At 41.7% G+C, this 20,259-nt stretch carries 20 protein-coding genes; 2 read left to right on the top strand and 18 right to left on the bottom strand.

Features of this window, described 5'->3' with window-relative positions; all coding sequences use genetic code 11:
* The 10 genes from A7985_RS05035 to A7985_RS04990 are packed head-to-tail and all read right to left on the bottom strand — an operon-like array spanning position 1 to position 10,583.
* Positions 1-1,623 carry a bifunctional diguanylate cyclase/phosphodiesterase gene (locus tag A7985_RS05035; RefSeq protein ID WP_065789331.1) on the bottom strand — a complete coding sequence of 541 codons (1,623 nt, stop codon included), beginning with the start codon at positions 1,621-1,623 and terminating at the stop codon, positions 1-3.
* A gap of 2 nt (positions 1,624-1,625) precedes the next feature.
* Complete coding sequence (locus tag A7985_RS05030; RefSeq protein WP_065789330.1) at positions 1,626-2,699, bottom strand: protein-glutamate methylesterase/protein-glutamine glutaminase; 1,074 nt, start codon at positions 2,697-2,699, stop codon at positions 1,626-1,628.
* Positions 2,696-3,499, bottom strand: coding sequence for a CheR family methyltransferase (locus A7985_RS05025; protein ID WP_065789329.1), 804 nt, complete (start codon positions 3,497-3,499; stop codon positions 2,696-2,698). Before A7985_RS05025 ends, A7985_RS05030 begins: the two co-directional genes overlap by 4 nt.
* 9 nt (positions 3,500-3,508) lie before the next feature.
* Complete coding sequence (locus tag A7985_RS05020; RefSeq protein WP_065789328.1) at positions 3,509-4,054, bottom strand: chemotaxis protein CheW; 546 nt, start codon at positions 4,052-4,054, stop codon at positions 3,509-3,511.
* Positions 4,047-4,649, bottom strand: a complete 603-nt coding sequence (locus A7985_RS05015) for a chemotaxis protein CheW (protein ID WP_081310428.1) — start codon at positions 4,647-4,649, stop codon at positions 4,047-4,049. The genes A7985_RS05020 and A7985_RS05015 overlap by 8 nt, the downstream gene beginning before the upstream one ends.
* A 5-nt stretch (positions 4,650-4,654) precedes the next feature.
* On the bottom strand, positions 4,655-6,637 hold the full coding sequence (locus tag A7985_RS05010) for a methyl-accepting chemotaxis protein (RefSeq protein ID WP_065789327.1): 1,983 nt from the start codon (positions 6,635-6,637) through the stop codon (positions 4,655-4,657).
* A gap of 20 nt (positions 6,638-6,657) precedes the next feature.
* The gene (locus A7985_RS05005; protein ID WP_065789326.1) at positions 6,658-8,766 is read right to left on the bottom strand and encodes a chemotaxis protein CheA; all 2,109 of its coding nucleotides are present in this window, start codon (positions 8,764-8,766) and stop codon (positions 6,658-6,660) included.
* A 9-nt stretch (positions 8,767-8,775) separates the two neighbouring features.
* The gene (locus A7985_RS05000; RefSeq protein ID WP_065789325.1) at positions 8,776-9,051 is read right to left on the bottom strand and encodes an STAS domain-containing protein; all 276 of its coding nucleotides are present in this window, start codon (positions 9,049-9,051) and stop codon (positions 8,776-8,778) included.
* Between the two features lie 10 nt (positions 9,052-9,061).
* Positions 9,062-9,430, bottom strand: a complete 369-nt coding sequence (locus A7985_RS04995) for a response regulator (protein ID WP_039608997.1) — start codon at positions 9,428-9,430, stop codon at positions 9,062-9,064.
* Between the two features lie 7 nt (positions 9,431-9,437).
* Entirely contained in the window at positions 9,438-10,583 is a 1,146-nt protein-coding gene (locus tag A7985_RS04990; RefSeq protein WP_065789324.1) for a methyl-accepting chemotaxis protein, read from the bottom strand.
* A 148-nt stretch (positions 10,584-10,731) separates the two neighbouring features.
* Here A7985_RS04990 and A7985_RS04985 point away from each other — a divergent pair, with 148 nt between their 5' ends.
* Positions 10,732-11,175: a DUF4826 family protein gene (locus A7985_RS04985; RefSeq protein WP_065789323.1), complete on the top strand. Its 444-nt coding sequence runs from the start codon at positions 10,732-10,734 to the stop codon at positions 11,173-11,175.
* Here A7985_RS04985 and A7985_RS04980 read toward each other — a convergent pair.
* From A7985_RS04980 to cspD, 8 genes are all read right to left on the bottom strand, one after another.
* The gene (locus tag A7985_RS04980) at positions 11,159-11,617 is read right to left on the bottom strand and encodes a GNAT family N-acetyltransferase (protein WP_065789322.1); all 459 of its coding nucleotides are present in this window, start codon (positions 11,615-11,617) and stop codon (positions 11,159-11,161) included. The two genes, A7985_RS04985 and A7985_RS04980, sit on opposite strands and share 17 nt — an antisense overlap.
* A 126-nt stretch (positions 11,618-11,743) precedes the next feature.
* A complete protein-coding gene (locus tag A7985_RS04975) occupies positions 11,744-12,898 on the bottom strand; it encodes a cupin domain-containing protein (protein WP_065789321.1) in 1,155 nt (384 codons plus the stop codon).
* Positions 12,899-12,975: 77 nt separating this feature from the next.
* Positions 12,976-14,346, bottom strand: coding sequence for an adenylosuccinate lyase (gene purB, locus A7985_RS04970; RefSeq protein WP_065789320.1), 1,371 nt, complete (start codon positions 14,344-14,346; stop codon positions 12,976-12,978).
* 36 nt (positions 14,347-14,382) lie between these two features.
* Positions 14,383-14,985 (bottom strand): high frequency lysogenization protein HflD, encoded by a 603-nt coding sequence (gene hflD / locus A7985_RS04965; RefSeq protein WP_065789319.1) that lies wholly within the window; start codon positions 14,983-14,985, stop codon positions 14,383-14,385.
* A complete protein-coding gene (gene mnmA, locus A7985_RS04960; protein ID WP_065789318.1) occupies positions 14,985-16,085 on the bottom strand; it encodes a tRNA 2-thiouridine(34) synthase MnmA in 1,101 nt (366 codons plus the stop codon). Before mnmA ends, hflD begins: the two co-directional genes overlap by 1 nt.
* 78 nt (positions 16,086-16,163) lie before the next feature.
* The gene (locus A7985_RS04955) at positions 16,164-16,823 is read right to left on the bottom strand and encodes an rRNA large subunit pseudouridine synthase E (RefSeq protein WP_065790035.1); all 660 of its coding nucleotides are present in this window, start codon (positions 16,821-16,823) and stop codon (positions 16,164-16,166) included.
* 119 nt (positions 16,824-16,942) lie between these two features.
* A complete protein-coding gene (locus tag A7985_RS04950) occupies positions 16,943-19,165 on the bottom strand; it encodes an NADP-dependent isocitrate dehydrogenase (protein WP_065789317.1) in 2,223 nt (740 codons plus the stop codon).
* Positions 19,166-19,521: 356 nt separating this feature from the next.
* The gene (gene cspD, locus A7985_RS04945; protein WP_063373876.1) at positions 19,522-19,740 is read right to left on the bottom strand and encodes a cold shock domain-containing protein CspD; all 219 of its coding nucleotides are present in this window, start codon (positions 19,738-19,740) and stop codon (positions 19,522-19,524) included.
* 201 nt (positions 19,741-19,941) lie between these two features.
* On the opposite strand from cspD, the gene clpS reads away from it, so the two are divergent.
* Complete coding sequence (gene clpS / locus A7985_RS04940) at positions 19,942-20,259, top strand: ATP-dependent Clp protease adapter ClpS (protein ID WP_065789316.1); 318 nt, start codon at positions 19,942-19,944, stop codon at positions 20,257-20,259.

Below are 20,259 nucleotides of genomic sequence, written 5' to 3'. Positions count from 1 at the left end.
CTAGCTTTCAAAGTGTAAGTAGCTAGATTTGTCCTCTAGTACATATTCCACAAAGGCGTCGATGGGAAGAGGTTTACTGTAATAGTACCCTTGAACATATTGGACGCCTTTTGCTTTTGCATAAATCATTTGTTCCATATCTTCGACGCCCTCTGCGACGAGTGGTTTATCGAGGTTTTTAGCCAAAGAAACAATGGAGTTAAATACCGACTGAAGTTTTCCATCTTTAACAACGTTTGTCACAAATGAGCGGTCAATTTTGATCTCGTCAAAGTTGAGCTTACACAAATAGCTCAAACTGGAAAAACCGGTCCCGAAGTCGTCAATCGAAATTAGGAAGCCTTTCGATTGTAATGAAACAAGCACTTCATTAACATACGAAAAGTTGTCTATGAGTGCAGATTCGGTCAACTCGAGTTTGATACGTTTAGGGTCGATATTGTGCTCGGCCAGTGCCGCGAGTAATTTACTTTCAAATTTAACGTCTAGAATTTCTACAACACTAATATTAATTGCGAACATATAGTGCTTGCAGTCAATACCTTCACTTGTTAAATGTTCAACGGTCTTTCTTATTTGAGAGAGAGTAAAGAGGGTTAATTTATTGATATCCCCTGTACTTTCTACAATGGGTATAAACTCTGCGGGGGATATAGGCTTGCCCTCAAGAGTCCAGCGCATCAAACATTCAGCACCAATGAGGCATTCAGTTTTGGTGTCGTGCAGAGGTTGCAATACAACGGTAAAGCTGTTGCTCAAATCTTGATGGAAAGAATCTCTAAGCGCCGTTTCAATCTTGTTTTGGCGTTCAATCTGTCTGGCTAAGCCTTCTTGAAACTCGACTAGCCTCAGTTTGTCAGACAACACATCGAATGTTGCCATCTCAGCTTTGTTTAGGCTTAGCTCGTGATCATCGATGTGATTTTCTTTGTAGTAACCTAAAGCAACGTTACTGTAGAAACTACTGTCATTGAATTCAAATGGTTCGTTAAGATGGTTGTACAAGGCTTCTATATTGATTGGGGTTGTATGTGGGACGAATACACAAAAACAATCTGACGAGTGCTTGGAAAAAATCCCTTGTTCAAAGTCTCCTTGAAATCGCGAAAGCACTTCCATAAATACGAGGTTTGCAACGCCAATATTCCAAACTTCGGATATGCGCTGATAATTACATATTCGAATGCAACACATGATCCCATAAGTATCTAGTTCTTGAACTTTAGAAACAAATGCTTCTCTGTATAGTAATCCCGTATGTGGATCTCTTATGGCCAGCTGCTTGTTTAGCCTTCTAATGGCTACCAATTCTTCGATAAGCTCAACCTTTACGAAGGTGAGCGTGTTCTTACGAGTATAGTTAAACCTAACCCAATGCACGTTGCTATTATCAACGCTCACTCCCACCTCTAATTGCTCAAAGCAAGGCTCAAATAATATATCCTGACTATTGAGTTCTACGAAATCTTCATCAAAAAATTTTAAAGTGGGGCTGTTTACAATATTATCCCCTACATTGAGTTTTATAAGGTCGCTTGCTTTATCAGAAATACCGGTTATTGAACCGTCCTTTTCATACGCAACGTAGATTATATTGAGCAGCTCAATGAGGCTTTTTTGCATACCTAGCACCCTAGCACTTTTAAAATTTGATACGGAATATTGCTAAGAGAATACACTTTATCAACAGCACCTCTAGCGATTGCCTCTTTTGGCATGCCAAATACGACGCAACTGGATTCACTTTCAGCAAAGTTAATCGCACCAGCTTGTTTCATATCTAACATGCCAGATGCCCCATCGTCTCCCATTCCGGTCAAAATGACGCCAATCGCATTTCTACCAACGGTTTGTGCGACAGATCTAAATAGGACATCGACAGAAGGCCTGTGTCGACTAACCAGTGGGCCATCCCGTATTTCTAAATAGTAGTCGCTCCCTTGGCGTTTTACCAACATATGCTTACCGCCAGGCGCGATGTATACATGTCCGGACTTAAGTCGCATAGCGGTCTCCCCCTCGACGACAACGTGACGAGTTATGGTGTTTAAGCGCTGTGCAAAAGCGTGAGTAAACTTACTTGGCATATGTTGTACGATAACAATCGGTGGCGTTGTGGGCGGTAATAAAGAGAGAAATCCAGTTAATGCTTCTGTTCCACCAGTAGAGGCTCCGACAGCGATGACTTTATCAGATGTGATAGGGGGTTTGAGTTCATCAGGGCTTGGAGATGGGAGAACTTCATCCGCTGTGTGATTTCGTCTAATTGACTCTTCTGCTAAGTAGCGCATCGGTTTGACCTTTGCCTTACCGGCCGCTTTTATTGCATCGACAATTTGAGTCACGCCTTGATTATTAATAAAGTCAGCTAACCCTTGCGTGGGTTTAGCGATGACATCCACTGCACCGGATGCGAGCGCTTCCATGGTTGTTTCGGTATGTTTTTGGGTAAGGGCAGAGCACATGATGATAGGCGTGGGCCTCTCTTGCATAATCTTTTTTAAAAATGTGATGCCGTCCATTTTTGGCATTTCCACATCAAGCAAGATCACGTCTGGCCAATTCATTTTCATTTTTCTTTCAGCCAAAATTGGATCTGGCGCTGAACCAATAAGTTTTAACTCTCTATCATGGTTAATGATTTCTCCAACGAGTTGCCTCATAACCGCAGAGTCATCAACGATGAATACGCTAATCATAATCGCACCTTTTTATAAATACAGGGCTGAATTAACTCTATGCCAGCTCGTTTTTTTCGCAATGATTCAGAGTGGCCTAAAAACATTAAACCACCGTGGTTAAGGCGATGAATTATGTTGTCGATTATTTTGTTTTGTTTAGTTTCATCAAAGTAAATAAGGACGTTACGTAAAAAAATGATGTCAAAGGAATAGTCTACAGTTCTTAGTTTTAAAAGATTATCAACGCTGAAGGTGCAATGACTGCGAATGGCTTTATTAACGGTAAATGTCCCTTCGTTTTGCCCTGTACCTTTTAGACAGTACGAGCGTCGATATTTTTTGGGGATTTTTTGTACGGTTGATAAAGCAAAGCAGGCTTCTTTAGCCATCTCAACAGCTGTTGGTGATATATCGGTACCCGTAACAGACCAGTTTCCACTATAGAATAAATCATCGAGCACCATGGCGATTGAGTAAGCTTCTTCACCGGTTGACGAAGCTGCACTCCAAGCCCTAATGGGCACATTTCTGCATTTTTTTTGCCGAAAGTAGTCGTACATAAATTCGAACTGTACTTGCTCTCTGAAAAAGTAAGTTTCGTGGGTGGTCATTTTATCTATAAATACGTCGAGCTCGCTTTTGCCTTCTGGGCTAATAATAAGCTGATAATACCGATTAAAAGATGAGCATTGGTTTGAGCGTAATCTAGAGCTTAAACGGCTTGCCATTATGTCAGATTTGTTTGAGTTCAACCGTATTCCCGTATGTTCGTCTAAAACACGGTTTAACTGATTGAACTCAAGCTTAGTAATTGACATATAGCCGTTTTACCTTTGACAGTAGTCGATAAAAAACTGTTCTTGCTCGTGTTTAAGAGAAGAATTTATTTCATTTACATTCAATACCTTGGCAATATCTAAAAGGGTAGTGAGCTTATTATTGATTTTTGCCATTTTCCACTCAAAATGGCGAGGAATATTTGACCCAAAAGAAGGGGAAGATTCTAGCTTACTGAGATCTATAAACTCTATTGATACAACGCTGTTGACGAGCATGCCTAGCGTCATTGATTCTTCCAGTGAATGGTCATAAAAATCGTAAAGAACAATACAGCTATATTTGTTATAAGGTGTGGTTAATTTGAGCCCGAGGCGTCTTTGTAAATCTAATACTGGGATAACGCTACCACGCACATTAATAACGCCTCGTATTACATCTGAGCACATTGGCACCATAGTCGTCTCCACTAACTCAATAACTTCTTTTACGGAGTCAATCGGGATACCAAAATGGTCATGCCCAACTTTAACGAATAAGTATCTCAGCTCATCTTTTTGATGAATGTGGCCACTGTCGGGTTGAGTCTCACTCATGGTTGACCTCGGTTTCGTCACTTTCACACACTGTATTTTGGCTACTCAAGTCTTCACTTTCAGAGTCTTGGTGATTTTGAACATCCTCACTTAGGTCCGCATTGTTGAGATCTTCGATCAGCTTTATGTCATCCAGTGTAAGAATTTTGGAAATATCCAAAATGGTCATTAATTTGTCAGGCAGCTTTGCCAAACCTAATACAAAGCGACTATGGAATTGACCACCAATACTTGGCACGCTGTCAATATCTGAGCCTGAAATATCCAGTACTTTAGTTACAATGTCTACTTTCAAACCTATGGTTATCTGCTGCTCATTAAACAGGCATTCTGCAATAATGATACATGTCCTGTTAGTAAGCTCTTGAGGTTGCTTGCCTAGGCGTAAAGATAAATCAAATACCGGAATAACTTCACCACGCAAATTAATAGCGCCGATTATAAAATCAGGGGCCATTGGAATAGGATCGACCTCAACATACTCCATGATCTCCTTGACCAACGAAATGTTGATAGAGTATGAAGCATGATTCAGCTCAAAAGCCAAGTACTTATCTTTATCGACAAAGCTACTTTGAGTTGTTTGATCAGTCATAGTCGTTACTCGTCAAAAGGCGTATAGCCTTCTTCAGGCATAGAGCTAGAAGATTTTCCTTCTTGTACAGAGCGCCTAATTTTCATCATTTGCCTGTCATTGCTCAGCTTAAAGTAGTTGACGGTAGAGCGTATATCACTTGTTTGGTCCTGCACCATTTTAGCGGTTGATGCCAACTCCTCAGATGCAGAGGCGTTTTGCTGCGCAATTTCGTCAAGTTGAGAAACTGTTCTGTTTATTTCAGCAACACTGGTACTTTGCTCTGTAGATGCTGCCGTAATTTCTTGAACAAGATCTGCTGTTTTACCAATATTTGGCACCATTCGGTCGAGCATGCCACCTGCGTGTTGCGCGATTTTTACGCTGTTATCAGCTAATGTACTTATATCTTGCGCAGCAACTTGCGACCTTTCGGCGAGCTTTCTAACTTCATCCGCAACCACTGCAAAGCCCTTACCATGTTCCCCAGCCCTTGCGGCCTCAATGGCAGCATTTAAGGCCAACAGATTGGTTTTGTAGGCGATGTCTTCGATGATGCCGATCTTTTCCGCAATCTGGGTCATTGCCTTGACGGTATCTTTTACTGCACGTCCACCATCATTAGCTTCGCTACTAGATTGTTTAGCAATGTCGTTGGTGACTTTTGAGTTTTCAGTATTCATGGAGATGGAAGAACTCATTTGCTCTAAAGACGCCGATGTTTCTTCAACACTGGCTGCTAGTTGATTAGACGTGGAACTAAGCATTCTTGAGGTGGTGCCAACTTCATTCGTACTGTGGGCAATAGACTCAACGGACTCTTGGATATCTAGCAGTATATTTTGCAGTCGTTGGATAAAACCGTTGAAGCTGCGTGCTGTTTCGCCTATCTCATCATTGCCAAAATCAGGAATACGACGGGTTAAGTCACCTTCACCTGAACGTAAATCTTCCGCGGCTTCTGCAAGTGCATTGATTGGAATTACAATGCCTCGGATTAAAAACGCGGCAGTTGCGGTAGCGAGGATAATCGCGACGACGAGTAGCCCCCATACCAGTGATATGCTCTCGCGTGCAGCGGTTACAAGTGCATTGAGAGAATCGTCGCCTTCTTTAATGGCCTCATTTGAGACTTCCTCAAGTAGGTCCTCAATCTTGTTGAACACCTCGTGTTCTAAACGGTCAACGTCTTGTGAGGCCTTTATTTTATTTCTAGGGTCATACATGGCGAATATTTCTTTGCCGCCGTTGTACAGCTCGTTATACATTCTTTCAACTTCACTCAGCGCTTTAATTTCTGGAGGCTTTCTCTCTAAAGGTTTCAAATCAGCAAGAAAACCGGTAAATGTTCTGGCATCTTTTTCAAAAGCAGCGTCTGCGCCAAGTGCTCCCCGCATGTAAGCATTTAAAGAGCTCATCATATCGCCTTGCTCATCAATTAGTTCTAAGTAATAGCGTACGCCGGGGAGGTCGTCGTTTACCACTTCATTAAAATCACCACTGCTACCAGCATCTGCGACCTCTTCCTCTTTCAAAGTATCGAGCAATTGTTCGAGTGGAATGGCGAACTCTTTATTTAGATAGTCATATTTATCTATGGCTTTGGCCTCTAGTAGGGGGTCAAAGCGGTCAAAGATAAGTTCCTGGTTCTCGTTCGCGTAGCGGGTGATTAATTCTTCTAATTGGCGGACCATTGAGTTGTTTACCGTCCCCAATTGCTTTAAATCTTCGAGGTAGCGAATAAACTCATTGTAGTTTGATCTAAAGTCTTCACTCTCATCAGACTCACCAGCGATATATTCAAGGACATTGCTATTCATATCGCCCAGTTCATCTAGCATGTTTAAAGCATAGATAGTTTCAGGTATATCAACCTTACCCACATCTACCGCAAACTCTTCAATCTCTCCGTTTTTGAGTTGCACTGACATTGCTATGACTAATAACAGTAGTCCCATGGTAAACATCGCAAGAATTATTTTATTGCGAATGGTGAAGTTCTTAAACATGATCGTTCTCCGGGTATCGCCTAATGTTTTTTCTCTAATGCTTCATATACAGAAATGGCTGATTTTATTAGGGCAGAGACGTCTAATATGATTGCCACATTGCCGCTTCCTAAAATCGTCGCGCCACTTATACATTTGAGTCCTTCGAACAACCTTCCTAGTGGTTTAACAACCGTTTGAAACTCACCTTTGAGTGAGTCCACTACTAACCCTGCGCGTAGGGTGCCAAATTGCACAATTACCAATGATTCTCGTGTGTGGTCAATTTGCTCTTCAATCCCAAACAAGGTGCGTAATCTAATGAATGGGAGCACTTCTGTGCGTAGGTTTATATAACTCTTATCTTGTATGTCTTGCTCTGATACAACTTCGTGTAGTTCTAAGCACTCGACGACGGTGTCTAATGGAATGACATAGTTTTCTTTGTGTACTTCAAACATAAATCCGTCAATGATAGAAAGTGTAAGCGGCAGGCGGATCAGAATTGTTGACCCTTCACCTTGAACGCTTTCGACCTCTACACTTCCTCTTAAACTATCGATGTTTCTTTTGACAACATCCATGCCTACACCACGACCAGAGATATTCGTAATTGACTCGGCAGTGGAAAAGCCAGGCTCAAAAATTAATAAGTTGATGTCTTTTTCTTGTAGGGTTTGGTTTGAAGATATGAGCCCTCTGTCTACAGCGCGTTTTAGGATTTTTTCTTGATCTAGGCCTTTGCCATCATCACTGACCTCAATCACAATGGAGCCAGAGTCGTGATAGGCTTTTAAAGTGAGCTGCCCTTGCTCAGGCTTGCCCTGAGCAAGTCGGGTTTCTGGGTCTTCTATACCATGGTCAATCGCGTTCCTAACGATGTGCATAAGCGGGTCACTGACTTTTTCGACGAACGTTTTGTCTAACTCCGTCTCCGCGCCAATAATTGTTAAATCGACTTGCTTACCAAGTTCATCGGCAATATCTCTCACGACGCGTTTAAACTTATTAAATGTCTCGCCAATTTGCACCATTCTGAGCTTAAGTGAGCTGTCTCGAATATTTTCGACCAACCGCTCTAGTAAAGCCATGGCCTCAATGAGTGTTTCGTTACCTGTTTCGTGGGCAAGTAAATTGGTTCGAGCACCGGTGATTACCATTTCACCTACTTGGTCAATTAGCCTGTCCAACTTGAGTGCTTCCACTCTGAGCGTTTTACTTTTATGGATTTTTGATGGGACGGCTGCTGGCTCGTCAGACACTTTTTTGGGGGGGTCATTACTGTCTGTGCCTTCGCAATTCAGTAGCTTTACGATATCTACGAAGGATTGGTCGGCTTTGCTAAGCGCTTCAGTAATAAAGTCAAAGTCTTGATACTTTTGAATGCTTAATTTCAGTACATCAATATTGCCTTTGGGTGGCAATACTGCGATGTAAGCTTCGCTTTGAATAAATTCAAATATATCCAATATTTCACTTTCAGATTTGTCCGAATCGAATGATAAAACAAAAGACAAATAATTGGATTCAGGATCATATTGCTGGGGCCCAAACATGGATTCTAACCAAGTGTTGACCACTAGGTTTGATGTTTCTGAGTCCAGATAGTGAATAAACGAGTAGGGGTCAAGTCCATTTCTGAGTACGTTTTCATTTGGGACAAAAAACACAATCCAACGTTCGTTATCAAGCGTGCCTTCATTTGAGCTTTGAGCCGCGGTGTGTTGGTCGATTTGTGTATTATCGGCGTCAATATACTTTGAAAAGCAAGATACGAGGTTGTTCACTTTATTTAAAAGCGCTTGGTCAGGTTCTGTCTCTGCTGCGGCTAACACGATAAGTGACTCGGTGGCATCTCTGGTTTCTAGGTAAAGAGAAATCAGCTCCTTGCCTAGCTGCAAATTGCCATTTCTCGCATCTTCTAACAGGGTTTCGGCAATATGAGTGAGTGTAACAACGTGCTCAAAGTCGAATATACCTGCACTGCCTTTTATCGTATGAATAGCGCGAAAAAGTGCATTGATAATTTCATTGGCATGTTCCTCTGAGGTCTCAGACTCAAGATCCAAAAGGCCATTTTCCATTTCTTGCAAGAGTTCTTTCGATTCGGTTACGAAAGTCGCAATTGCCGAAGACAAATCAATAGACATGTTTGCCCCTTACTCGTTTTGAGGGGTGGAGATCCCTACACCCAATTTTTTACACCGAGTCTCAATTAATTCATTGGTAGAGATAGTTTCGATGTTTAATCCAACTTTTTGGCTGTGATATACCACCCAGATTATCAATTGCAATCCAGCTGAGTCGATCTCGGTTGTTTCGCTAAAATCGAAAGAGACATGCTCTTTGTCTGAAATATATGATTTTACTTCGTTAAACGTTTCCTGAACTTCGTATATGGTGAGCTCAGAAGGAAATTTAAAACACTCAGACATACTTAACTCTCTACATCATCAATAGTTTTGAAACCGCTTGTAGCATTTGCGCGGGTTTAAATGGTTTAACCATCCACGCCTTTGCGCCGGCTTTTTTTCCTTCTTCCATCATGCTTTGTTGATTCTCGGTTGTGAGCATGATCACGGGTGTGAACTTATATTGGGGCAGCTGTTTGGCCTGTTTTACAAACTCAATACCGTTCATATTTGGCATGTTCACATCGCTAATTATTAGGTGGATCTTATTACCATTTAGCTTGGTTAGGGCATCTTTGCCATCCCGAGCTTCAACGACATTAAACCCAGCACCCGTCAGTGCGATATTTACAACTTGTCTGAGAGAATCAGAATCATCTACTACTAATATGGTTTTACTCATAATTTCCTCATAAAAAAGTTAAGTCATCAACAGTATCGTCGCCGCCGCTTTTCGACAAAATGTCTCTTTGTTCGTTAGTGGCGGCTGTTTTCTTAAGCTCTCTGCTGATCCTTTGATGATTGAATTTAGCGGTCTTACATTCGCGTCTGCTGGTAATAAACTGGTCAATTTCTTCTGTCATAAGGTTCAAAGCGATCGTTACGCTATCTTGGATCTGGTCAACTCTGTCTTGGAATTGGAGGTCAACGAGTATTTGTGATACTTTTTCTCTGATTTCTATATTAGATGTATGTAACTCAGCCGCTTGCGCTTCAACTTGCTGTGAGAGCTCTAACCACTCGTCCACAACTTGGTTTATTTCAGAGCGATATTTTTCTGTCAGGGATTGTTTCTTTTCAAGCTCGGCATTCATCATGTCCATAGAGGTTCGCATTGCGTTAGCAATACTCTCAATTAACTGTCCAATGCGCACACCCGTTTCACCACTAGAGCTAGCGAGTGATCTCACTTCATCTGCCACGACGGCAAACCCTCTACCATTTTCACCGGCTCGAGCCGCTTCGATTGAAGCGTTGAGCGCGAGCAAGTTGGTTTGCTCTGCGATTTTCGAAACGTCGATAGACATTGTTTGCAGCTCGTTACTCTTTACGACAAGATCTTTTATTGTGGCTGTCATTTGCGCTTGGGAGTCATTTGTTTGTTCGATGTATTCGAGCACACCGTTGAGTTTGTCTCGGCTTGTCTCTGAGACGTCTTGCAAGCTGCTACCACTTTGAGAATTGGTTCTGTCCAATGTTTCTGAAATATTAGTCACCAGTTGCGAAAACTCTCCAGACATATTGACGATGGACGTTTTCGTTTGCTCTCTTGCTGTGGTAACTTGAGCGATTAGTTGGGGAATGATGACGCTACTCAGTTGCTCTAGACAAGCCAAATCGTCTTCTTGGTGCTGCTGAGATTCGAAAGCTTTGTTCACAGCGTCTAAGTCATGTTCTTTTTCTTCACGCTCTTTTTTCGTCAGCGCTACTTTTTGCAAGGCAAGCCCAAGTGCACAAGTGGTAGACACGATTATGGTTATCATTATTGAGTTAATAAAAAATAACCCAATCACCAATATAACAATCGGTGTAGCATAAGAGACAAACAAGAGCATTTTGATAAATCCTTTGTTGGATTATTTTTAGACTAGTAAAGTATGATTATTGTGCAAATTTTAATTTGTTTTGTGTCTTAGGCGTTTCTTTGTTGCAACTAGTTAACGAAATTAATAGAGTGAAGGGAAAAATTAGAGAAGTAATACTATGAGTGAAAATAAACACGTTGAGCCAGAGTTAACTGAAGAGCAAAAACAACAAAGATTGGTGCAGTGGCAAAGACAACATTTACAAAACGCCCAGAAGTTTCTAGCAGAAAAAGGGATAATCACGAACAAAGTTGTAGAAAAAGACTGCCGCTTGTTACCCCCTGCTATTGCAATTTGGAAGATCAAGGATCAAAAAGGGAAGGGATACTGGGCTATTTCAGGACAATTGCCAACGGACGCTGCAGAAGAATCAGCTGCAACTAATCCAAGAGATGTATTGAGGTACTTTTCTTTTCAATGGCAAATGAAAGCCGATGGTATTATCGCTTCAGGCGTAAAAGACCAGACGCAACTTGATTTTGCCAACTTGCTTGTCAATCGCGCGCATGCGCTATATGACCTGTATGAAAGCGATAAACTATGGGCTAGTGAAGCATCGTAAATGGCTCCGAATTTATCATGGAAGCAGGGCACTTTAGCCTTTGTCTAGGGATGCCTGCCTCCATAAATACCGAACCTTGTTTACTAAACCCTGACTTTATAAATGTCGGCACCTCTTCAAGAATACACTGCACAAATACTTCTTTTAAACCTTTTTGCAGAGCCAAGTCAGCTAAGTAGCCAATAAGAGATTGATAGGCTTCACGGTTTCTATGGGCTTTTACGATGGCGATTCGACTTATAAGTCCGTCACTACACAGCCTGCCGGTGCCAACGGCTTGCTGGTTTTCATCCCTGATAAGGACGTGATCAGCCGTTTTGTCATGCTGGTCAAACTCAACATGCTTAGGTAGGTGCAATTCACAAACAAAAACACGCTCACGTATTTGTCGCAGCTGTCCCTGAGTTTGTTTCCAACTCACTTTGTCGACGTGATAAATCATGATTACCTCTTAGCGAAAAATCATTCAACACGTCCTGACGAATAAGGGAAGTTTCAACCCCTATTATTATTAGGTGCCACTGTGCAATGACACCTTTATTCTTTGGTTGACCCTGTAGGTCAGGCATTAAGACCAAGCTTCAACATAATACAGCCCGTCGTTTATAAGCGTAGTTAACGTTTGTTTGAATTCCAAGCAATTTAGAGCTGGTTTTACCTCATTAAATGAAAAAAATGTTTCATCTGTTAACAATTTTACCTGTTCTAGGTGTTTTTCCGCAATGCGATAGGTTTCACCATTGATACTCAAGAGTATTTCGTTGTCAACAAGCTGATACAATGCTCTGACACCACCAGCTCTATTGATAACATCTTCTGGGTTAATCTCGTCTTCTAAAAAGTCTGCGACGAGCGCATCTTCGAGTGGGGCAAGGTCCATGTCATGCTTAGGTTGACTTAGGAAAGTACCTAGCCAGTGACTATACAAAGCTTCATTATTTACAAGTGAGTTTAGAAGTTCACGAACTCTGCTTTTATCATCTTCGCAGATCTCGCCAATAGAATCTCTGAGATTTAAGTCTGTGTCGCTGTAGCGCAGCTTACCTGCTTCTTCATCAATGACATGATCTGCGAAACTACTTATCAGATCTTTTTGATCTGGGGCCCTAAATCCAACAGAATAATTTAGCGCGTTTTCTACAGCATAACCTTCATGTGGGCAGCCCGGTGGGATATAAAGAATGTCGCCTGATTCTAACTCGTGGTCAATGATGGCTTCAAACTGCTCAACTTGGAGCAACGCTTTATCTTTTGCGAATTGTTTGAGGCTAGCATCTGGCAAACCGACTCGCCATCTTCTCTTGCCTTGTCCTTGAATAATAAATACATCGTACTGGTCGAGATGAGGACCTACACCGCCATGAGGTGTTGAAAAGCTAATCATTAAATCGTCAATGCGCCAGTTAGGAATAAAACGAAAAGGCGCTAATAATTCAGCTGCTGGTGGGTGCCAATGGTCAACCGCTTGAACGAGTAACGTACTGTGGCTATCGGTAAGTTTGGAAAAATCTTCAAAAGGTCCATGATGGGCCTGCCAATTTCCTTCGTGGTTCGTTACTAAACGCGATTCAATCGCTTCTTCCATTGCTAGCCCCGCGAGTTCCTCCGCGGTTAAAGGGTCCTCAAAGTCAGTAAATCCACCCTTTATAAGCAAAGGTTTCTTTTGCCAGTAATTTTCCAAAAACTCTTGATGAGTCATGCCATTGATAGATAGCTGATACATATTTTCCCCATAAAAAAAGCGAAAGTAACAAGCACTGAGCTGTTTCTTTCGCTTAATTATACCTAATTTAGATTAGATTATTTCAGTTCGTCGATGAAAGCTTCAGCACGACCAATGTAGTTTGCTGGCGTCATTAGCTTCATTTCTGCTTTTGCAGCATCTGGAAGATCTAGACCATCGATGAAGTCAGCCATAATCTCTTTGTTTACACGTTTACCGCGTGTCAATTCTTTCAGCTTTTCATATGGCTTTTCGATACCATACTTACGCATGACAGTTTGGATTGGCTCTGCTAACAGCTCCCAGTTGTCATCTAGCTCGGCTAGTAGGCGATCGGCATTCACTTCTAATTTGCTGATACCTTTTAGCGTCGCTTGGTAAGCGATAAGCGCGTAGCCCATACCTACACCTAAGTTACGTAAAACTGTTGAGTCAGTTAGGTCGCGTTGCCATCTTGAAACTGGCAGCTTTTGTGCCAAGTGAGCAAAGATTGCATTTGCTAGACCTAAGTTACCTTCAGAGTTTTCGAAATCGATAGGGTTAACTTTGTGCGGCATAGTTGAAGAGCCGATTTCGCCAGCGATTGTTTTTTGCTTGAAGTGGTTTAGTGCAATGTAGCCCCAAACGTCACGATCGAAATCTAATAAGATTGTGTTAAAACGTGCAATTGCATCGAACAACTCAGCAATGTAGTCATGTGGCTCGATTTGAGTAGTAAATGCATTCCAAGTCAAACCTAGGCTTGTTACGAAAGATTCAGCATGCGCGTGCCAGTCATATTCAGGGTATGCACTTAGGTGTGCATTGTAGTTACCTACAGCACCATTGATTTTACCAAGGATAGATACGTTTGCAATTTGCTCACGCTGACGCTGAAGTCGAACATAAACGTTAGCGAATTCTTTACCCATCGTAGAAGGTGAAGCAGGTTGACCGTGAGTACGTGTCATCATTGGTACAGACTTGTACTCAATCGCTTTTTCTTTAATCGCAGCAAGTAGATTGTCGCAGTAAGGCAATAATACTTCATCACGAGCTTCACTTAACATTAAGCCATGAGACAGATTATTAATGTCTTCAGACGTACATGCGAAGTGAATGAACTCATTTACAGCTTGTAATTCTGCGTTGTCTGCAACTTTCTCTTTCAGCAAGTATTCAACGGCTTTCACATCGTGGTTAGTCGTACGCTCGATGTCTTTTACTCGTTGTGCATCTTCTTCACTGAAGTTGTCAACGATGCTGTCTAGTAGCGCGTTAGCTTCGTCACTGAACGCAGGTACTTCTTTGATAGCGTCAGCTTTCGCTAATGCTTGTAACCAACGAACTTCAACAGTTACTCGATACTTAATAAGACCGAACTCACTGAAGATGCTTCTCAGTTCTTTGGTTTTGCTACCATAGCGACCATCCACTGGAGAGATAGCGGTTAACGCTGAAAGCTCCATAATTTCTCCTAACTAATTGGTTTTTTTGAACGATATTTAAATAAACTGTTGTGCTGTGGCGATGATCTTCCTCTTAGAAAAGAAGAAGTGGCGGCGTTTTCCACCTAGCTGTCGCCACAGTACGGCACTTCTGATCCCAGCCAATAATAGGGCGCGGATCTTATGCTGAATATGAGTTTGTTGAAGCAAATCTGGTTTGCCAAATACTTGAATCTTTGGTCCCGCTGGGCTGATAACTTGGGTATAGATATCAGCGAAAGCGCCAAGGATTTGCTCGTCATAGACATTAAAATGAAGCGCTTGTCGCTCCACTTGCTCTATTCTTTTTGCTAATTCTGAAAACACATCAGGATTAGAGGATAGAGCTCTTTCTAATTGCATCAAACTGCCAACGTACTTGACAATTTCAACGTCTTTCTCACCTTCACTTGAAAGTTGAGAAACGAGTGCCTGATAACCGCCCTTAAGTGCAAAGTGATCATCATAGACATCTTCTGGGTTAGTCGGCGTTGTATTTAATATGCTTTGCAAAAACGTATGTACTTCATTTTCGTTAAAAGTACCGTAGCGCGCACATTTTTGTACGAGCTTTGCAATTTGGCAAATTGCGGCAAGTGGAATAACGACTTTTGGCTGCATTATTTAATCACCGACTCGATGATACCGCCACCTAAGCAAGCATCATTTAAATAAAATACTGCTGATTGACCCGGTGTAACGGCTTTTTGTGGCTCATCGAATAAAACGCGCGCCATACCATCTTGGCCAACTAACAATGTGCAAGGGATATCTTCTTGTCTATATCGTGTCTTGACGGTACAGCGAGTAGTGCCTTGAGGACCTTCTCTGTCTACCCAATGTAATTGATTTGCATTTAAGCCATTACTGTACAGTCTTGGGTGATCTTTGCCTTGACCAACCACAAGCACATTGCGTTCAATATCTTTGTCAACAACATACCATGGTTCACCAGAACCTTCTTTCATACCACCGATTAATAGGCCTTTACGCTGACCAAGCGTATGGTACATTAAGCCTTCATGTTCGCCGACATGATTACCTTCGGTGTCTTCGATCTTACCAGGTTGAGCTGGCAAAAACTTTTGTAGAAAGTCTTTAAATTTTCGCTCGCCAATGAAGCAAATACCTGTGCTGTCTTTTTTATTGTGCGTGATTAGGCCTTGCTCTTCGGCAATACGACGCACTTCTGGCTTCTCAATTTCTCCGACAGGGAAGAGCGTTTGGGCAACATGTTCATGGCTTAAAGTGTATAAGAAATAACTTTGATCTTTATTGTTATCAAGGCCTCTCAACATGGCGAATTTTCCATCGCGCTCTTCTCTGCGCACGTAGTGCCCAGTAGCGATGTAGTCTGCACCGAGTGCTTCAGCAGCAAACTCTAAAAAGGCTTTGAATTTAATTTCTTTGTTACACATGATATCTGGGTTTGGCGTACGACCCGCACGATATTCCTCTAAGAAATATTCAAATACGTTGTCCCAGTACTCAGCCGCAAAATTAACGGTGTGTAATTCGATCCCAAGCTTGTCACAAACGGCTTGTGCATCTTTTAGATCTTCAGCTGCCGCGCAGTATTCATCGTTATCGTCTTCTTCCCAGTTTTTCATGAAAAGGCCTTCTACCTGATAGCCTTGTTCTTTTAAAAGATAAGCTGAAACTGAAGAATCCACGCCACCAGACATGCCGACAATGACTTTAATGTTACTGTTATCGCTCATAATATCGCTGTAAATCTATATGAATATTTGAAAGGCCGTGAGTATAGCATGCAATTGCCCCCCCTCAAAAGCCACACTTTAGACTTTATTTCCCTGTAAAACCCTATACTGCCCGTTATTTAACCCCGATAATGTGTACTTTCCTATGCTGTAACGGATCAATCTGAGAGTAGGGTGGCCAATATGTGCAGTCATTCGGCGAACTTGCCTATTTCTGCCTTCTGAAATGGTAATGCTCAACCATGTGGTAGGAATATTTTTACGCTCTCGAATTGGTGGGTTTCTTGGCCATACTTCGGGTTCAGGCATTACTTCTATTTTTGCGGGTTTAGTCATGCCATCTTTGAGTTCTACACCTTCTCTTAAGGCATCTAGTGCTTGTTCTGAAGGTTCTCCTTCTACTTGTACCCAGTAGGTTTTATCGGTATTTTTTTTAGGCTCGGTCAACTTATGTTGTAATTTTCCGCAATTCGTTAACAGTAGAAGACCTTCACTGTCCCTGTCTAATCGCCCAGCAGCATACACTGACTTAATATCAATAAAGTCTGCAAGCGTTTTACGATGTTGGTCGTCTGTAAACTGACAAAGTACATCAAATGGCTTGTTAAACAGTACAATCTTTACATCTTCAGGTTTAACTGTTGGCTTTTGCCTTGCTTGACTCTTATTTCGTTTATTTTTATTGAAAGGCTTTTTACTAGAAGATGAAAAAGGGCGGTTACGATTATTGTTGGTCATCTTGATATTAGGCTGTAACGTAGGAGGAAGAATTCTAGCAAAATTTGAGTGCTTAGACACGTATCTTAAAAATAAAAAAAGGCAGCATATTGCCGCCTTTTTCAAACAATCACTTTAGATTAAGCGATTAGGTTTAATGCATCATTGAACAGCTTGCTTGGGCGCATCGCTGCAAATGCTTTTTCGTCATTTGGCTGGAAGTAACCTTCAACGTCCATTGCTTGACCTTGAACATCATTAAGTTCAGCAACAATGGCTGCTTCATTTTCAGTAAGTTGCTTTGCAACGGCTTCAAATTTAGCTTTTAGCTCTGCATCTTTATCTTGTACTGCAAGCTCTTGAGCCCAGTACAGAGATAGGTAGAAGTGGCTACCACGGTTATCAAGCTCATTCACTTTACGAGATGGAGATTTGTTCTCATCAAGGAATTTACCTGTTGCTGCGTCTAGCGTATCAGCAAGTACTTGTGCTTTAGTGTTATTAGTTACTTGGCTTAGGTGCTCAAGAGAAGCCGCTAACGCTAAGAATTCACCCAGTGAATCCCAACGTAAGTGGTTTTCTTTCTCAAATTGCTGTACGTGCTTAGGAGCAGAACCACCAGCACCTGTTTCGAATAAGCCGCCACCGTTCATTAGTGGAACGATAGAAAGCATCTTCGCACTTGTGCCAAGCTCTAAAATAGGGAATAGGTCAGTTAGGTAATCACGAAGTACGTTACCAGTTACCGAGATTGTATCTTGGCTGTCTTTCATACGTGCTAAAGAGAACTTAGTCGCTTCAACAGGCGCAAGAATACGAATGTCTAGTCCATCCGTGTTGTGCTCAGGAAGGTAGGCATTTACCTTTTTGATTAGCTCTGCATCGTGCGCACGTTCTTCGTTTAGCCAGAATACAGCAGGTGTGTTTGAAGCGCGTGAACGGTTAACAGCAAGTTTTACCCAATCTTTGATTGGTGCATCTTTAACCTGACACATACGCCAGATGTCACCTTGTTCAACGTCGTGTTGAAGAAGTACATTGTCTGCGCTATCAACTACACGGATAACACCATTTGAAGGTGCTTCAAACGTTTTGTCGTGTGAACCGTACTCTTCTGCTTTTTGCGCCATTAGACCAACGTTAGGAATAGTACCCATAGTACGAGGGTCGAAAGCACCATTTTCTTTACAGAAGTCAATAGTTGCTTGATAAACACCAGAGTAACAACGATCAGGGATAACAAAACTAGTGTCTTGTTGTTTACCTTCTGCATTCCACATTTGACCACTTGTACGGATCGCCGCAGGCATAGATGCGTCGATGATTACGTCACTTGGTACATGTAGGTTTGTGATGCCACGATCAGAGTCAACCATCGCGATGCTAGGGCGAACGTCGTAAACAGCAGCTAAATCAGCTTCGATTTCAGCGCGCTTAGCGTCGTCAAGGTTCGCGAGTTTATTATAAACGTCGCCTATACCATTGTTTACGTCTACACCTAGCTTTTCAAAAGTCTCACCGTGCTTGTCGAAAACTTCTTTATAGAACACTTTAACAGCGTGGCCGAAAATGATTGGGTCAGAAACCTTCATCATTGTTGCTTTCATGTGAAGTGAGAAAAGAACACCTTTCTCTTTTGCCGCTTCAACTTCTGCTTGTAAGAAGCTACGTAAAGCGTTGACATTCATGCGTGACGCATCAATGATTTCACCAGCAAGAAGTGGCGTGCTTTGCTTTAATACACTTATTGTGCCGTCAGCTGCTACGTGCTCAATACGTACGTCAGTCGCTTCACCGATAGTTGTAGATTGCTCAGAACCAAAGAAGTCACCTTCACTCATGCTTGCAACATAAGATTGTGAGTCTGCAGACCATGCACCCATTGAATGCGGGTTTTTCTGTGCATAAGCTTTAACAGAACCTGGCGCACGACGGTCTGAGTTACCTTCACGCAGGACTGGGTTTACCGCACTACCTTTGATTTTGTCATAAGTCGCTTTGATAGCAGCTTCTTTGTCATCTTTAGGCTCTTCTGGATAGTCAGGAAGTGCATAGCCTTTTTCTTGAAGCTCTTTGATAGTTGCTTTTAGCTGAGGGATTGAAGCACTGATGTTAGGTAATTTGATGATATTTGCTTCTGGAGTTTTTGCTAGTTCACCTAGCTCAGAAAGCGCATCGGCAATTCTTTGTTCTTCTTTAAGGAACTCAGGGAAGTTTGCGATCACACGACCAGCTAGAGAAATATCTCTTGTCTCAACTTCAACACCAGCAGCTTTAGTATAAGCTTGGATCACTGGTAGTAAAGAATATGTTGCCAAAGCTGGCGCTTCATCGGTTTTTGTATAAATAATTTTTGATGTCATCATCATTCCTAGATAGTTTTGGGTCAACTAAGACCGTTCAACATAAGCAAAATCTTGCTAACTTTTGTTACCCAACGTTATATCGACGTATGAGCCGCAAAAAAATTAGCTTGTAAGATCAAATCTAAATTCGTAGTAATTAGCAAGTTTGTTAGTTATTTTTACTTATTAAAGCAATAAACATAACTAACAGACCTGGACATCGGCAGGGATTGTACCAATCTAAATGCAATGCTGCTAATGCAATTTACTTCAGATATAGATAAATATGTTACATAGGGGCTATCGTGAGAGAATTTAATAAAGAGATGAAGCGAGATACTTGCGTAACTCGCTTTTAGAGCCTTGAGAATATTCTACGCCATTTCACCAATTTTCGGTGCAATATTAGTAGCATGTAAGCCCTTAGGCCCTTCCTGTAGCTCGAATGTTACATCTTGACCAGCTTTAAGCGTCTTGTATCCATCCATTACAATCGTTGAGTAATGTGCAAAGATATCTTCGTCACTGCCGTCTTCTACGATGAAACCAAACCCTTTGGCATTGTTAAACCATTTGACTTTTCCGCAAGCCATACTTCTACATCCTTCTATAAGTTGACTAATTAAGTTAATCTAACCTTTGAAATTTGCTAAGCTGTCCATAACATGAACAACTAGGACTAGAATGTAGTTTAAATAACCATACAGTCAAGTTTTTTAGTGCAGTTTTTTAACATTTTATTTATTTTTTAATTCAAGTTTGCTTGAGTATATAAGACAAGACTATATTTAATTATGAGTGGGATAAAAGATTCAGGTGTGTTAGAAGAGGTCAGAGACCAAGAGAAGCAAAAACTTCAACCACCAAGAAAATACAAAGTTATTTTAAATAACGATGATTATACACCGATGGATTTCGTCATTGAGGTACTGATGACATTTTTCAACATGGATAGCGAAAGAGCAACTGAAGTGATGTTACAAGTACATCACGAGGGAAAAGCGGTATGTGGAATGTATCCTGCAGATATTGCCTATACAAAGGCTGAGCAGGTGAACAGATACGCTCGCGACCATGAGCATCCGCTCTTGTGTAGCTGTGAGCAAGAATGA

It is taken from the genome of Pseudoalteromonas luteoviolacea (assembly GCF_001696455.1).
Classification (GTDB): domain Bacteria; phylum Pseudomonadota; class Gammaproteobacteria; order Enterobacterales; family Alteromonadaceae; genus Pseudoalteromonas; species Pseudoalteromonas luteoviolacea_C.
The sequence above is the reverse complement of the archived record's forward strand: the minus strand, read 5'-3'. Positions and strand labels throughout refer to the sequence as shown.